General features: G+C 42.3%; 9 protein-coding genes and 1 pseudogene. 5 read left to right on the top strand and 5 right to left on the bottom strand.

Annotation, left to right across the window (positions count from 1 at the left end; genetic code table 11):
* The 3 genes and pseudogenes from ACTRWE_RS15220 to ttcA all read left to right on the top strand — a co-directional run.
* Positions 1-346, top strand: a pseudogene (locus tag ACTRWE_RS15220) (hypothetical protein); the annotation flags it as partial.
* 159 nt (positions 347-505) lie between these two features.
* Complete coding sequence (uspE, locus tag ACTRWE_RS15215; RefSeq protein WP_069439304.1) at positions 506-1,432, top strand: universal stress protein UspE; 927 nt, start codon at positions 506-508, stop codon at positions 1,430-1,432.
* Between the two features lie 93 nt (positions 1,433-1,525).
* Positions 1,526-2,440 carry a tRNA 2-thiocytidine(32) synthetase TtcA gene (gene ttcA, locus ACTRWE_RS15210; protein WP_076920801.1) on the top strand — a complete coding sequence of 305 codons (915 nt, stop codon included), beginning with the start codon at positions 1,526-1,528 and terminating at the stop codon, positions 2,438-2,440.
* A 48-nt stretch (positions 2,441-2,488) separates the two neighbouring features.
* Here the strand turns inward: ttcA and ACTRWE_RS15205 are convergent, their stop codons facing one another.
* Positions 2,489-3,550: a hypothetical protein gene (locus ACTRWE_RS15205; RefSeq protein WP_462880264.1), complete on the bottom strand. Its 1,062-nt coding sequence runs from the start codon at positions 3,548-3,550 to the stop codon at positions 2,489-2,491.
* A gap of 469 nt (positions 3,551-4,019) precedes the next feature.
* Positions 4,020-5,078 carry a hypothetical protein gene (locus ACTRWE_RS15200; protein ID WP_462880263.1) on the bottom strand — a complete coding sequence of 353 codons (1,059 nt, stop codon included), beginning with the start codon at positions 5,076-5,078 and terminating at the stop codon, positions 4,020-4,022.
* A gap of 324 nt (positions 5,079-5,402) precedes the next feature.
* On the opposite strand from ACTRWE_RS15200, the gene ACTRWE_RS15195 reads away from it, so the two are divergent.
* Both ACTRWE_RS15195 and ACTRWE_RS15190 read left to right on the top strand, forming a co-directional pair.
* Positions 5,403-6,692, top strand: a complete 1,290-nt coding sequence (locus ACTRWE_RS15195) for an amidohydrolase (RefSeq protein ID WP_462880262.1) — start codon at positions 5,403-5,405, stop codon at positions 6,690-6,692.
* A gap of 439 nt (positions 6,693-7,131) precedes the next feature.
* Positions 7,132-7,764, top strand: coding sequence for a trimeric intracellular cation channel family protein (locus tag ACTRWE_RS15190; protein ID WP_462880261.1), 633 nt, complete (start codon positions 7,132-7,134; stop codon positions 7,762-7,764).
* A gap of 13 nt (positions 7,765-7,777) precedes the next feature.
* Here ACTRWE_RS15190 and recD read toward each other — a convergent pair whose 3' ends face one another.
* The 3 genes from recD to recC are packed head-to-tail and all read right to left on the bottom strand — an operon-like array spanning position 7,778 to position 16,645.
* A complete protein-coding gene (recD, locus tag ACTRWE_RS15185) occupies positions 7,778-9,796 on the bottom strand; it encodes an exodeoxyribonuclease V subunit alpha (protein WP_462880260.1) in 2,019 nt (672 codons plus the stop codon).
* Entirely contained in the window at positions 9,793-13,359 is a 3,567-nt protein-coding gene (gene recB, locus ACTRWE_RS15180) for an exodeoxyribonuclease V subunit beta (protein ID WP_462880259.1), read from the bottom strand. The genes recD and recB overlap by 4 nt, the downstream gene beginning before the upstream one ends.
* Positions 13,346-16,645 carry an exodeoxyribonuclease V subunit gamma gene (gene recC / locus ACTRWE_RS15175; RefSeq protein WP_462880258.1) on the bottom strand — a complete coding sequence of 1,100 codons (3,300 nt, stop codon included), beginning with the start codon at positions 16,643-16,645 and terminating at the stop codon, positions 13,346-13,348. Before recC ends, recB begins: the two co-directional genes overlap by 14 nt.
* Between the last annotated feature and the right edge of the window lie 129 nt (positions 16,646-16,774).

Here is a 16,774-nt window from a genome sequence, read left to right as displayed (position 1 = left end):
GACGGAGCCTTTTAATTGGGGAAGTATTTATTTTACTCACAACACAGTTTTACGTTCTAAGGGAGGCATTAGAATACAGTCAGATGTAACCGGCGAGCTAATTGATGACAAATACGTAAGAGGCATTTATATCAATAACAATCACTTTATTGACGTTGATATGACTGTTTATCCTGAAAAAAAATATTGGTATCTTATTAATTTATTTACTCGAGGTGGAAAGAGTTATCTATTTTCTACAATCAAAGATAATGTTTATAACTTACTACCCGAAGTAGACTTTGTGAAAAAAACGAGTGGATTCACTGTGGAAGACAACACTTTAATAAAGCCTGAAAATAATTAAATTTTGTAAAGCTCTACACACGTTAATGCAGGGTAAGGGTTTCAAAATTAGAGAAGCTTTATTTCTTGATATAGAACAAGAATATTAGTGCTACCCCTTTAACTGTTGTGTATTTGCGTTACACTCAAGGTATAACTGTTAAGTGAATGGAGTAGCACAATGGAAACGATTAAACGTATTATCGCGGTTATTGACCCAACTAAAGACGATCAAAATGCCCTCGCGCGTTCAATAGATTTAGCCAAAAAATCAGGGGCTAGCATTACCGCCTTTATGACGGTGTACGATTTCTCTTACGAAATGACTACTATGCTCTCTGGTGATGAACGTGAAGCAATGCGTAAAGCGGTGTTAAAAGATCGCGAACTATGGTTAAAAGATCTTGTCTCTCCTTATCAAAACATTAATATTAATACCCAAGTCATTTGGCATAACCGCCCTTACGAAGCCATTATTAATACCGTTATTAATGATAAATATGACCTAGTGATCAAAGGTACTCATCAGCATGGTGCTCTTAAAGCGGTTATTTTCACGCCAACAGACTGGCACTTAGTCAGAAAATGCCCAACCCCTGTATTATTTGTAAAAGATATGGCGTGGCCAGCACATGGGAATATTTTAGCGGCTGTTAATGCAGTCAGTGAAAATGATCAGCACCTGTCACTGAATAAACGCATAATTAAAGATGCACAATTTTTATGTGAACTGGCTAATGCTAAACTTAACTTAGTCAATGCATACCCTGCTACACCGGTTAATATAGCCATAGAGATCCCTGAGTTTAACCCAGGGTTATATAACGAATCAGTTAAAAAACATCATATTGAATCAACCAATGAACTCGCTAGTGAGTTTAACCTAACCTCTGAACAATGCTTTATTGAAGAGGGATTACCAGAAGATGTGATACCGGATGTTGCAAAACGCTTAAACAGCGAATTAGTGGTTATTGGCACGGTCGGACGGACTGGCTTAAGCGCTGCCTTAGTAGGCAACACTGCTGAGCATGTTATTGACAGCCTTGATTGTGATGTACTTGCACTTAAACCTGATGGGTACGTAAGCCCGCTTGCAGAAAGTTAGCGTTTGCAGTAGCTCCCATATTACATATGACTTATAATACGCCCCTTTATTTTTAGCAATTAATTTTGCCGTACTATTTTATAAGGGGGCATAGTGTCTCATTCTGCTCAAGCCAAAGCTCAATACAACTTAAATAAGCTTCAAAAGCGTTTACGCCGCCTCACAGGTCAAGCTGTCATGGACTTTAACATGATTGAAGAAGGTGACCGTATTATGGTGTGCTTATCGGGTGGCAAAGACAGTTACACTATGCTCGACATGTTGCAACATTTACAACGTGTTGCACCTATCAAGTTTGATTTATTTGCAGTAAATCTCGACCAAAAACAACCTGGTTTTCCTGAGCATGTGCTTCCTGAGTATCTTGATAATTTAAATATTGAATACAAAATTGTAGAAGAAGATACCTACAGTATTGTAACTGATATTATTCCTGAGGGTAAAACAACCTGCTCGCTTTGCTCTCGCTTGCGCCGCGGTATTTTATATCGCACTGCTAAAGAGTTAGGTGCGACTAAAATTGCACTGGGTCATCACCGCGATGATATGATAGAAACCTTGTTTTTAAATATGTTTTATGGCGGAAAACTAAAAAGTATGCCGGCTAAACTAATGAGCGATAACGGTGAGCATATGGTTATTCGCCCACTGGCATATTGTAAAGAAGCCGATATAAGCAAATATGCGTTCAGCCAAGGCTACCCTATTATTCCGTGTAATTTATGTGGCTCACAAGAAAACTTACAGCGTAAACACACTAAAAATATGCTAGAGCAATGGAATAAAGAGCACCCAGGCCGTATAGAGAGTATTTTCACCGCCATGCAAAACGTTGTGCCTTCACACTTAGCTGATAATCAATTATTTGATTTTACCAACTTGCAAACGGGTGACGTTATTGATGGGGGCGATATCGCGCTCGATAAGCCAGATATTCCAAAAGCGCCAATTAATCATGAACAAGATGAAACAAACCAAGCCGACGTGGTTACAATTAATTTAAGCTAATTTTTAAGGGTTTGCAGTAATGCAAACCCTTCACTTTGTTCTATGCTGCTACTGACCAGCAGCTAATCCTTGTAAAAACTCTAAACTCTGCATTTCTTGTTTGTTTGCCTGATAAGGCAACTGTTGTAAGCTGTCGTAAGCAAAATCTTCAATAGTAAACTCGCTAATTTCACTTTCACCAAAACTGTTAAGCTCACCTGGGCTTGGCGACATACGCTCAACAACAAAATCGCTTAACCGTAAGTCATTCGTTTGCTTGGGCAAAACAGACCAATGCGCTTTAAAGTCAATTTGCTGACTGCCCTCATTTAAACGTGCTTTAGCAACTAAATGTGCTAATGGCGAAGTTCCACTGTATAAGTTAGCTCTTAAACGGTATAAGCCACTTTTTATAACTGTTAAATTGGCCGGTACTATCATGTTTTCATTACGTGGATAGGCGTTTTCAAAACCAGTTAAGGTTGCACTAGGCGGCATATAGTGTATTTGTGCCACCACCGGGACTATTTTACCCGCGATATCGGCTTCAACTAATAATTGTAAATTACGTGGATAGTCTTCTTCACCTTTAAATGTCATTGCCAGCTCGTTTTGACGAGCCACACCACTTTGCGTTTTTAGCGACTTTTTGGTGTCTGTATTACTGAGTGTTACTACCGCCTTACCTAAATTTGGGGCGCTTACGGTTAGCTCTATAGCTTGTGGATACACATACCGATATTGAGACAAGCTCACTGTTAACTCCCCGCCTTGCTCTCCTACTGGGCTAGTAACCGGGAAAAACTGATTTGGCTTTAGCCGGTCTTCATCATATACCGTTAAAGGTTGCGAATAAGGCGGGAATACTAAGTTTTGTTGATATTGCTGCGCCACCGCCGATGCTGCTTTAGCTATATCTTCATTAAACTCATGCTGCTCTTTAGGCATTTTTTTTATGCTTGATTTAACTGCTGATGCCTCTTTTTTTACCGGCATAGCAACAAATTCAGGTGTTTTTTTATGCTCTTTAGCTGTTGTTTGCGAAGCTGAATAACTAGCATTGCCTTTACCTAAAAACCACATCAAGCCGGTAACTATTATTACTAAAACAATAACGTAGGATTTTTTCATTGTTATTTATCCTATAAATACTAGGGTCTGTTGACCTTTCAAGGTTGAATTTGCAGCAGTCTGTTTGGTATTTAGGCAAGGCAGAGCCTATGTGGTGTGGTTATTCCCCATAAATAGGCGATAACGCAGCATCAATACCAAACAGGCGCAGCCCTTCGGGTTCTGCCTAGGGGCGATTTACTCTTTGTTGCTCGGTTTTGACTTATTCTTACATGGATGTAAGCCAGTAGAATAACGCAGGAGCAGTTATCGAGCCCACTAGGTTACAAACCTCGCGCCACGATTAAACCGCCCCTAGTTTGAACAAATTGTAATCCGCAAAAGTCAACAGACCCTAGCAGTTAATCATTGTTAGAGCGATAACCTGTTGCTGTTTGCATTCAGGTTTTCTTACCTAAAAATAAATAACTGCATAAAGCGAATTGGTATCAAAAGCGTGCAGCATATAAAGCCGCACGCACAATCACCTTTATGGGATCACACTATATATGAGCGTTGAAGCACTCAAATTATCAGAGTCTTTTACATAACGGTATTGTTTTTTCCAAAACCAACTACCGGTAGTTTCATCGACAGTTTCATATCCTAATGTATCGCCAGCCACGCTAATATTATTCATTGCCACCGTTACATTACCTTGGTGCTGCGCTTGTTGAATTTCGTTATGGCTGTAACTGTTAGTCATCATTAATGGATAATGGTATGGCATGAAGCTATTAACAGCATCACCTTGCGATTTTAAACGCCCATTAGTGTCAATATTGGTGCTACAGCTACCAAATGAGTTTACCGAGCTTGCACCACATGATGAGTGAGTAGCCACTACCGAGTCGTCATTACCGCGTAAAAATCCAGCCGTTAAACCTAAGTAAGCATTACCATCGGCTACAAAACGTAAACGAGGTGTGCGTGCATCAGGTAATGGCGCAATTCTGCGTGCATTATTTACTTTTAAATCGTGCAATACGCCTACCGCCTCATTAACTTCACTGCCTAACCACCACGTTAGCGCGGCATCTACAGCAAAATTCCACGATGCGCCTGTTAATGTACTCACCGCTAAGTCGGCCAATTCACTGCCGCCACCAGCACCGGCTAAATCAAAGGTGGCAATAATATTAAGCGGCTGTAATCCGGCATTTTCAAGCCAGTTTTCTTGGTTATCTATAATATATCGGGCAACTAAGTCACCGGTTGAATGAGTCACAAATACACAGCCTAGCTCGCATAGATTTGAGCGAGAAATTTGCTGTAGTTTAGGCCATACCCAATCGGTGGTGATTTTTCCTTCTATTCGTTCATATGCAGGCCAATCGATGCGCTCATCTGCGCGGTTCACCCAATAAGACTGCCAATAGCTTTGTCCATCGTTTACCACATCACTGGCTGCTCTATTGGTAAGTTGTGATACCTGCAAACCATGAATTAAAATTACTTTATACTCTTTACTGAGCGCAGAAAAACTCATTAGCAGGCTTAATGCTGCTGCAAATAAAGAGACGCGTTTAAATATGTGTGTGTTGTTCATATTAATCCTTAACTGATTCAATATTTTTATTATGCTTAGCTTGTTACACGCTGTTGTCGGTGCATGGTAAAAGCAACGCATTGACCAGTATTGGGAACAAAGTTAAAAAATGCAACATTTTGTTATCATTTTCGCTGTTAAGGCTAAATATCTGCGTTAAAATACGACAAAAGCGCTAAACTATTGTGCTATTTGGAACAGTTTATGGGCTTTATAAACCGCCATTGAAAACACCGTGAACTTTTTTGTTAACTATCGCACGGCACTACTTTTTATCAGCGTAATAGCGTAAGTTAGTTACATACGAACAACCAAGGAATCATAATGATAAAAAAAATAATATGTGGTGGCTTTTTATTAACCGCCATTTCCGCCCCTAGTTTTGCCGCGAGTGTTAACACCCAACTTGAACAAGCAACACAAAGTGTGAGTGAAAAAGTCATTACATGGCGTCGTCACTTACATCAATATCCAGAGCTGAGTAATCGCGAATTTGAAACCGCCAAGTACATTACTGAACATTTAAAATCACTAGGTCTTGAAGTGCAAACGGGCGTTGCTCATACCGGTGTTGTGGCTAAATTAAGTGGCGGTAAAAAAGGCCCTCTAATCGCATTGCGTGCTGATATGGATGCTTTACCGGTTACCGAAGAAGTTGATTTACCCTTTGCCTCTAAACAAACATCAACCTATCGTGGCAATGAAGTAGGCGTTATGCATGCCTGCGGGCACGACACTCATGTTGCTATTTTAATGGCCGTGGCAGAGTCACTGGTAAAAATAAAAGATCAGTTAGCGGGCGAAGTACTGTTTGTATTTCAACCGGCTGAAGAAGGTGCCCCCGAGGGCGAAGAAGGTGGCGCTGAGCTGATGTTAAAAGAAGGCTTATTTAAGCAAAAACCTGAGGCCGTGTTTGGTTTACATGTCACCAGCTCACTCAATACAGGGCAAATTGGCTTTCGTGAAGGGCCACTAATGGCCAGTGAAGATTCTTTCACAATTAACGTAACGGGGCGTCAAACTCATGGTTCACGTCCATGGAATGGCGTAGACCCAATTGTTGCTTCATCGCAAATTATAATGGCAACCCAAACTATCGCCTCTCGCCAAGTTGATGTAACCAAAGCGCCTTCTGTCATTTCGTTTGGCGCAATTAATGGCGGCATACGCTCAAATATAATCCCTGATAATGTAGAGCTGATTGGTACCATTAGAACCTTTGATCAAACTATGCGCGCCGATATTAAAAAACGTTTAGCTAAAACCGCTGAGTTGGTTGCCGAATCCGCTGGTGCTAAAGCCGATGTGCATATAGATCACGGCTACCCTGTCACAGTAAACAATGTAGCACTCACCCAAAAAATGACCCCAACGCTTGCCCGTATTGCTGGTGCTGACAACATTATTACCACCGATTTAATTACCGGCGCAGAAGACTTTAGTTATTATGCGCTTGAAACCCCTGGGCTATTTTACTTTTTAGGCGTCACTCCAAAAGCTCAAAACGCTAAAACGGCAGCAAGTAATCATTCACCTCAGTTTTATGTTGACGAAAGCGCCTTACAACTCGGCGTAGAATCATTATCTCAACTGGTTGTTGACTACTTACAATAACAACTCAACGTAACAAGCACAGGGGTAATAACCTTGTGCTTGTAAAGCTAGGGTCTGTTGACCTTTGCGGATTAATATTTGTTCAAGCTAGGGGCGCTTTAATCACGGCGCGAGGCTTGTAACCTAGTGGACTAAGTAAAAACCGAGCAAAGCTTCCGCGTCCTGCTCACGCCCCTTACCTACATCCATGTAGGCAACAAAGAGTAAATCGCCCCTAGGCAGAACCCTTCGGGCAGCGCCTGTTTGGCATTGATGCTGCGTTATCGCCTATTTATGGGGAATAACCACACCACACAGGCTCTGCCTTGCTTTAATACCAAGCAGACTGCTGCAAATTCAACCTTGAAAGGTAAACAGACCCTAGTGTTATTCAGCTAATATAAATCCCCTTTCGCTTACCTTTAATTATATAAATTCTCAATCAGGTAAGGACACCTTAATGACAGCAGAATATTTTAATTTTTTAAGCCTAATTGGTGTGGCTTTTTTTGCAATTTCAGGTGCGTTATTAGGCCATGATAAAGATATTGGCGGATTTGGAGTGGTGGTTGTTGGATCAGTCACTGCGCTTGGCGGTGGCACGCTCAGAGACATACTTCTTAACCAACCCGTTTTTTGGATAGCCAACCCCGATTATTTATATGTCACCTATGGCGCTATTTTTGTCACTGTTATGTTTATTCGCCACTTACCCGATGTGTCTAACTATTACATGTTGTTGGTTGATGCAATTGGTATGGCTATTTTTAATGTGGTCGGTATCGAAAAAGCATTAATTGAAGGCACCACCATGATGGTTGCACTTACAATGGGCATGACTACGGGGATATTTGGTGGCTTAATACGCGACGTGATCTGTCGAGAAGTGCCGTTGGTGATGCGAGAAGAGCTCTACTCCACCGCCTGTTTTGCAGGAGGCTTGACCTATGCCGCGCTATTTTTGTTAGAAGCCCCTTATTTATGGTGCATTCTTGGTTCGCTGTTAGTCAGTGTTTTTTTAAGATTGGGCGCGCTCCATTTTGGCTGGCAGCCCAATCTATTTAGAAAAAGAACACCAAAAATAAACGATTAGTATAAGCATTGCGTTACACTAATCGCTCATAGAGTCCTGATGCCCGTGACACACTTTTACCCATCGCCAGTTGCAGCACTTTTTTATCTGCTACCAGCTCAAAGGTCTGCTTTGCACGGGTAATACCGGTATACACTAATTGCCGGTTAATACCGACGCTCGCTTGTTTAAGTGGTGGCAATACCATAGCAGTGTAACTAAACTCTGAGCCTTGCGATTTATGAATGGTCATAACATACACTTTATCGTGCGCTGGGAGTCGTGCAGGTGAAAATGCACGTTCATTACCCTGCTCATCAATAAACAGTGCTTTGAGTTGGCTACTGTCATCAGGCATTAAAATACCTATATCGCCGTTAAAAAGTTTAAGTTGATAATCGTTTTGGCTAATCATAATAGGCATACCCGTGTAATGCCGCTGATTAGGGTTAACACTAATTAACCCTTGCTGTTGCAATACCCGCTCAATACGTTGATTTAAACTATTAACGCCGTAATCGCCTTCACGCACCGCGGCAAGTAATTGATAGCGGGCAAAAGCCTCATGCACTTTGGCAACACTAGCTCCTTGGGCAATCAGTGTTAAATAATCACCGTAGTGACTTGCCGCGCTGTTTATAAGCTTTTCAATCGGTGTAGAGACAAAATCGTAGTCTAAAATAACATCGCTAAAATGCCCTTGCGTACTGTGTTGTTCAACATAATTTAAAATACCCCGATCATTGGTATTAACAGCCAAAGCCAATTGGCCTATGCCACTTTTGGCATCAAAGCGATAACTATGTTGTAAAAAGGCAATGCAATCAGCTAGTTTAAACTCACTCTGAGTTTGCGCGCCAAGTTTAGCTGCGCCATTAAAACACACCTTATTTAATTGCTCACAGCGTGCTTTTGAATATTGCGGTGTTTGCCCAAGCACTAAACCTTGGCATAAATCACTCATTACACTGCCGGTATCAACCGAGGCGAGTTGGTCTTTATCGCCGAGTAAAATCAATCGGGCATGCGCTGGCAAGGCCTCAATTAATTTAGCCATGAGCGATAAATCGACCATACTGGCCTCATCAATAATCAATACATCAACATGCAACGGATTGCTTTTATCGTGCCTGAATTTATTAGTAAATGGCTTAACTCCCAACAAACGATGAATGGTTTGCGCACTTTGCGGGATCAACGCATTAATATCAGCCGGTATTTCTGTGAGCTTATTTTTAGCCCCTAAAATTGACTCTGTTAATCGCGCCGCTGCTTTACCGGTCGGTGCCACTAATTTTATGCTCAATGGTGCAGCCTGATATAACGACTGTAAAATGGCTAACAGCTTTGTCACCGTGGTGGTTTTACCTGTGCCAGGCCCGCCTGTGATCACACTAAAGCCCTTTGTTGCAGCAATGGCACAAGCGACCTTTTGCCAATCAATATCAAGCGTTGGATCATCAGGAAAGTAGCGTGTTAATAACTGAGCAAGTACTGCATCATCAATATTGAGTTGTCGCTCACTCATTGCCAGTAATCGCTGCGCTAAGGTTTGCTCATACCCTGCTAAACGGGAAAAATACAACCGCTGATTAAACAATTGCAGCGGCTTGTGATCCCCCACACTGTGATGCGCGTGTAAGTAACTTATTGCTGCCTCAGTCGTAAAATCGTCACTAAATGGGGTGAGAGTGTCAGGTACGGTGCCTTCTATTTTAGTAAAGTCGCTTTGGCGTAAATTAAACGGATTAGCCCAATCAACCTCTGTTAGAGTTAAACAACTATGCTGGCTTTGCTGTGATAAACACAGCATTAAAATAATATAAAATAATTCGTCATAATCATGCTCAGTATTGTTACCACTGAGTAATTCGGCCAGCTTTACATCCACAACACGTACGCGATGCTGCTCAGTTAAATAGCTAAGCAGCGGCACAACTTTCGGTGTTTGAGTTACAGAGTCCGCTGGTTGTTCATTGAGTAACGCCGACTCATCAACAGGCGCGTCGTCAACGTCATCAAACAAACCAGGTTGTTGGTTTAAACCACTCATAGCATCGCTCCTTGGCTAAACAAACCATCTAGAATAATAACTTGCTCTGCACTTAACTGTTTAAAGTACACTCCTTCACCCGCTGGCATACCGCGTAAAAAAGTATAATACACGCCGCCTAAATGCGTCTCTATGGCATAGTCAGGGATACGTTGTTTAAGTAATCGATGCAGCGCTACGGTATAAATTAAATACTGTAAATGATATTGGTGGCTGGTCATGGCTTGCTCAAGCTGCTCTGGCTCATAATCTGCGGGGATACTGCCCAAATAATTCGATTTATAATCTAAAATATAATACTTGCCTTGGTAGCAAAAAATTAAATCTATAAAGCCTTTTAATAAGCCTTTTACATGGGCAAATTCAAGTTTGCTTTGGCTAAAACCAAAGTGTTTAATCAGCATTTCGTTGAGTTTAGGCGCACTTAGGCTAGCAAGCGGTAAGTTAAACTCCATTTCAACAAGACAATCACTCGGTGATAATTGACTCAAGCTTAAATTGTTTTCACTATTTAACGGGCAATTAAGCGCATCGAGTATCCATTGCTCGGTAATTTGCTGCCATTGCTCATCAATATGGTATTTTTCAAAGGCACGTTTAATTACTGCCGATAAGTTTTGCTCTGGATTTGAGGGGTGAACAAGCGGGCTGGTAAAATCAAGTTGCTCGAATATTTCGTGTAAGCAACTTCCTGGTTTTGCACCTTTTGGAAAACTATACGGTGAGAGAAGTTCATCTTGTTGCACCGCAAACTCATCTTTTTGATGATCTTCATCGCTGCGCCCAGGTGCCAGTTGGTCAGTATGCTTTTTAAAGCTCAAGGCACTAAAACTGGTTGCCCGCCAATCGCGTTCAATCTGCGTGGTTACAGTATTAATACTCAACGCCTGCTTTTCAACGTGTTCATTATTAAAGCGAAGTATGCCCTGCTCGAGTAATTCACCCGAGGTAAATTGCAGATATTCCATCGAATCATTGGCATCACAAAACTCACTTAAATGAGTGCGCCATGTTTGGCTGCTGGTTAACGCTAACCCTGAGAACAACACATGCCCAAGCGCACTACTTTGAATCGCTAAGCGGCTACTTTGCCCTTGCCCGATATTATATACACCCAAGGCACAAAAATGCACTGCACGGGTCAGTGCGACATACAATAGGCGTAAATCTTCGGCTAGGCGCTCTTGCTCTGCTTGTTGCAAGGCGTCTTCGTCTTTACTTAAATCAAAAATTAACTTGCCGTTATGGTGATAAAGCGCGTCTTTAGTTTCACGATAGCCACTGGCAAAGGGCATAAATACCAATGGATATTCAAGCCCCTTTGAGGCATGCATAGTGACAATTTTAACCAAATTTGCGTCGCTCTCTAAACGTACTTGCACAGTTTCGCCATCTTGTTGGCTCACCTTTTGCGCAAACCAACGCAACAAACGAAGTGTCCCTTCAAGCTCTATTTGTTTTTGCTGCAGTATTTCGCCAAGGTGTCTAAAGTCGGTAAGCCAACGTTCTACGTTATAGCCCAAGCCTTGCCATTTGGCACTGAGTTGATTATGACTCAGTAAGCGCTCAAGCATGGCCATAGCCCCTTGCTTGTGCCAAATATGGCTAAGTTGGGCAAAAAAGTTTAAGTGTTCTTGCCATGCATTTTCATCATCGGCCAAAGCAAAAATATCGTTATAACTTAAACAGAATAATGGCCCTGCGAGTACACCACGTAGTAGCGACTCGTCGTACTGGCCGTGCAATGCGGTTAAAAAGTTGAGTAAATGGTGACTTAGCTCTTGGCTAAATACACTATCACGAGACAAATACACGCTGGCAATATTGGCTTTGCTCAAGGCCTGCTTCATTATTTGCGCTTCAACGCGGTCGCGCACCAAAATACAAATATCAGCAGCGCTTACCGGCGTACTGCCAATACAGGCTATTCCTTGGTTTGCCTGCTCAAGTAAAGTAACAATTTTATTGGCAAAATGGGTGGCTAAATGAGCTTGCCCTAAGCCTTTACTGGTCGGTTTGCCTTTTTCATCGCCGGCTTCATCTACAAACACATTAAACTCAAAGGCGATGGCCGGTTTGCCAGCAATTAAAAATGTATCTTCGGCTTTTTTACCCTTGGCTTTCACTTTATTAAAAGGAATGGCATCGTTATAAATAAAGCTGTTGTCGTATTTACTAAACAAGCTATTTACGCTGTTGACGATATCGCTGCTGGAGCGAAAATTAGTGCCTAGGGTAAATTGTTGCGACTGCTCTACGGCCTCTTTGGCACCAATGTAGGTGAATATATCTGCGCCCCTAAAGCCATAAATAGCTTGTTTGGGATCGCCTATCATGGCTAAAGTGGTATTGCTTTGAGCATAAATTTTACTAAAAATACCGTACTGAATAGGGTCGGTGTCTTGAAACTCATCAATCATTGCCACCGGAAATAACTGCGCAATTTTTTGCGACAATACGTCACCCTGCTCACTATTAAGGGCCGTATGTAAATTAGTGAGTAGGTCATCAGGGGTGATCACGCTTTGCTCTTGTTTGCGCTTAACTATGGCCGCTTTTACCCAACTTGCCGCATATTGCACTATCGCAATTTTTAGCCCTTGTTTAATGGTATTGTTAAGTGCGGCTAAGGTATCGAATTGGCTAATAAGTGGATGAGTCAGTAATGTGCCATTTTTTTTATAATTAGCGGTATTACTTAAATTCTCGCTGCTCCATACCTCAAACGAATATTTGTTAGTACCAAATTCAAAAAAGTCATCATTGCCTAAGCAAAATGCTTCAAGCGCCGCTAAACTGCCTTTTCGCCCGGGTGTTTTTGAGCCACTTAAATCGGATGCTTTCACAGCACCAATAAACTCTTGCTCTAGGCACGCTTTTTTAAAGGCGGGTACAAGCTCCAAGTATTCATCTCGGGCTTGCCACACATCCTCTAAATTTACTTGCGGTGTTATTTCGGCGTTGGCTTTATTTAAAATACTGCTTACTTGGCTAAATAATGATTCGGGTGCGGCAAACACCTCTAAAATCGCATTTGTTTTTTGCTTATTAAGCGGGTAGACAAACGCGCGCCAAAAATCTTTTATGGTCTCAAGCAGTATCTCGCGCTCATCTAAAATAAACTCTAAGTTAAATGCGACCCCCGACTCAAACGCATGTTGTTTTAGCATCCGCTGACAAAAACCATGAATGGTAAAAATAGCCGCCTCATCCATTGATTTAGCTGCTGCATCGAGTAAGTCAAACGCACGGTGCTTGTCATCAACACCCGCGATTACGCCTTCAATTAGCTCATCATTGGGTACTTGCCCTAGTAACGCATCACGCGCGGCAATAATACGGCTACGTACGCGGTCTTTAATTTCTTGGGTAGCGGCATCGGTAAAGGTTACCACCAAAATTTGCTCAACACTCAATGGCGTGCTCAGCTCACCGGGTATTTGCATGCCTAATAAATAGCGTAAATACAAACCCGTGATCGTGTAGGTTTTACCTGTGCCAGCACTGGCTTCAATTAAGCTTTGGCCCTTTAATGGCATAGTGAGTGGGTTAAGCGCTTGCATAGTCACTCTCCTTGGCGTGCTCAAATAACGGGGCGAGTAATTTTTCGCTCCATTGTATAAACTCCTCTTGGCAATCATTGAGCGATTGCACCGTGAGACGAATATAAGGGTTTTCCCCTTCACCTCGGCCAATATACTGTGGGCTAAATTTACTGTTAGCTTTTGCCATATCGCCACCGCTTTTCACATATTCGTAACCACTCACCGGAAAAAACGCCACCGGCGCGTTTCGCAATGCTTTGTATAGTTCAAACCAATCTGCAAGCAGCAAGTCGGCATTGGCTTTACTCATAGGGGCAAAGCTAATTTGTTTATCTAAACCCAGTAATAAGGTTTCAACCTCTTGTTCTATGCTTTGAGCTGCCAGGTGATAAAGAAAGCCTTTTATTAAATCTTTGGCTTTAATACTGGCACTGCGGTAAAACACTTGTTTTTGCATATACACATGGTTAAGCCAGCCTTCAATGGTGGTATTTTCAAGCGCAAGTAACACTTCTATCGGTTCGCTTTTACCGGCTTTTATTTGCTCTTTTACTTGCCCTGCAAGCGCATCAACTCGGTGCTGCATACCCTCATAAATTAAGCTACCAACATTGGCTTGGGGCAACTCACCGCGCTGCAGGATTTGCTCGGTACTGAGCGGCGTATTGTTAATGTTTGCTTCAAGTATTTCGTCAAGGTAAAAATAACGGCGCAGCGCATCTAGGCTAAACGGTTCTTCGTCTTTCGCTATATCGTTAAATTGCGGCAAGCGTAACCCTAAACTTTGTTGATAAAAGCTCTCTTGGGCATGGCATACACTACGAATAAACACATCAAGATCAAGTAGCTCTGGGGGTGTTACATCAAGCGCAGTGATTGCTTTTGGCTCAATAGCCTCGCTAGGCAGCCAAATTGGATTATAGCTGTGGTTGTTAAGCCCTGCCTGTTCAGCGCTAGCTGGCAAATAATACTGACTATTAAAAGGTTGTAAATGTTGTTGGCTAATAAGGCAATCTGGCAAGGGTTTATCACTGGGTTCGCTAAGTTTAAAACTGCGACCTATGTATTCTAACAATTCACTGACAAGTGTTGATGGCATGCGCGGCTGGTTGTCAAAACATGATCGACCAATGTAGCTCATATATAAATTATCTCGGGCACTGAGAAGTGCTTCTAAAAAGAGGTAACGGTCATCGAGTTTTCGTGAACGGTCACCTTTTTGCTTTTTAGAATAAGGTACTAAGTCAAAACCGATAGGCTGCACGGTACGTGGGTAATCGGCATCGTTCAAGCCTAGCATACACACCACCTTAAACGGCACGGCGCGCATTGGCATTAACGTACAAAAGTTCACTTGTCCTACTAAAAAGCGCTGACCTACACCTTTTTCTTGTATACCTTGCTTGATTAGATAGCTCACTATGCGCTGCGAAACGGCTTTACTGTAGTCGCCGTTGTCGTGGTGCTTCGCAATGTCTTCGAGCACCTTTTGCAGCACGAATAAATCCCAGCTATCATCGTTTTCGCTCTCATACACAGCATTGAGTAGCTCACTTAATATATGGGCTTTATTAGTAAGCGTATCATCAGGGGTGAGTTTCGCTTTAAAGTCTTGAAGCACATCAATAAAATGCACCAGCTTATTGAGAGTATCAAGCGCCATACCTTCTACTTCATCGGCGCTGTAAATACCATTAAATGGGCACTGTTCGTCGCGCATGGCAATCCCCAGTAATAAACGGTTCAAGCCATGTTGCCAGGTATTTAAATCAATGGCGGGTAAATCAAAGCTTTGTTTATGCTCAGCGTTTATGCCCCACTTTACCCCTACTCGCTCAAGCCAATAATGTATTTGCTCGTATTCATGGGCTTCTAGGCCAAATTTTTCGGCAATTTGCGTAACCTGTAATAAATCAAGAATATCCGACACGCCAAAGCGCGAAAACGGTAAATTAGCTAAACTGGCAAACGAGCTCAGTACTGGTTTTTCTTGCTCTATGGCTAAATCGGCAAGGGCGTATGGTATAAATCGGCTGCCCTGCGCACCACCAAAAACGGCCTCAATGTAAGGGCTATAAGTACCTACATCAGGCATCATGACGATGATGTCTTTGGGGGTAAGCGTTGGGTTTTGATTAAACAAATTGAGTAAGTAGTCGTGCAGGCGCTCGACTTCCCTTAATGGCGTGTGGCAGTCACTTAACGTAATGCTGGTATCATTTGCACTTATGGGCAGTTTACCCTCATCATTTATAAACCATTCTTTGTTATCGGTAAGCGATTCACCTTTAAAGGCAAGTTGGTAAATTTCGCTTTGCACTTGCCCAAGTAAGGTATCGTCAAACGCATCAATAAAACCATCAATCCAACGGGCATCAAGCTGCACCAGTTGCTCAAAATAATCGCGGCCGAGTTTACCCCACGACGACAACAACGGATTACCAATAAAATAGTATTCTTCATCGGGATTCGTTTGCTTTTTTTGCTGCGCTTCCACCAGCGGCATTTTGGCGTATTTAGCGTTTATTTTAGCCGCTGTTTTTTCATCGATTATATCGCCCCAATAATGCTCGCTGGGGTTAAAAAAGAATAAAAACACCTCGGTTTTTTTACTCAAGGCTTCAAACACGTCAAGCTGTGAGCTGGCAATCGCAGATATACCAAATAGGCTAATACGCTTTGGCAATAAGCTGCCATCCATACTCTCAAGGGCGCTGAGTAATTGTCCTTGCATGTTGGCACGGTGAAATTGGCTTTGCCCAAGTGTTTTACTTAATTTGACAAGGCGGCGCCACAAATCGGGTTGCCAAGGAGCAATACTGATATCTACATCGTCAAGCGTATCAACACCGCTATCCCAAGTGGCTATCCAATGGGGGCGATACATTAAATATTGGTCGTACACATCGGCTATTTTTTCACATAGGGCAAAGGTTTTTTGGCCGTCAATATCCCCCTCTAAATAGGTTTTTAGGGGTAAATACAGTGGCTCGTCAATACAAGTAGGTAAAATTGCAAACAGTTTCCAAGCAAGGTTCGGTTTATTAAACGCCGACTCTTTAGGCACGTTTGGCAATAGTTGCTGGTACAACTGCCAAATAAAGCTCGACGGCAGCGGAAAGTCTACCTGCGCAGCCACGCCTAAATTTTCACTTAAACCAATTTTTAGCCACTGCGACATACCCGGCGATTGCACTAACACCACTTCTTTATCAAATGGGCTTTGCAACGGGTTTACCTTTAACAGTTGATGAAACTGCGCTTGCAGGGCTTCCATACGGTTTGATTGAATAATATTGAGCATACGATACCAGCCTTACTTGAGATAAAGGCCAGTGTAAGATATTTTCAATTTAAGCGGTAGCGCAAAGGAGGTATTGGCGTTAATAAATCAGCATGTTAGCCAGTAGCTAGCTGATTTTTTAAACGCACA

It is taken from the genome of Pseudoalteromonas sp. G5_S1_54_S4 (genome assembly GCF_054968565.1).
The sequence above is the reverse complement of the archived record's forward strand: the minus strand, read 5'-3'. Positions and strand labels throughout refer to the sequence as shown.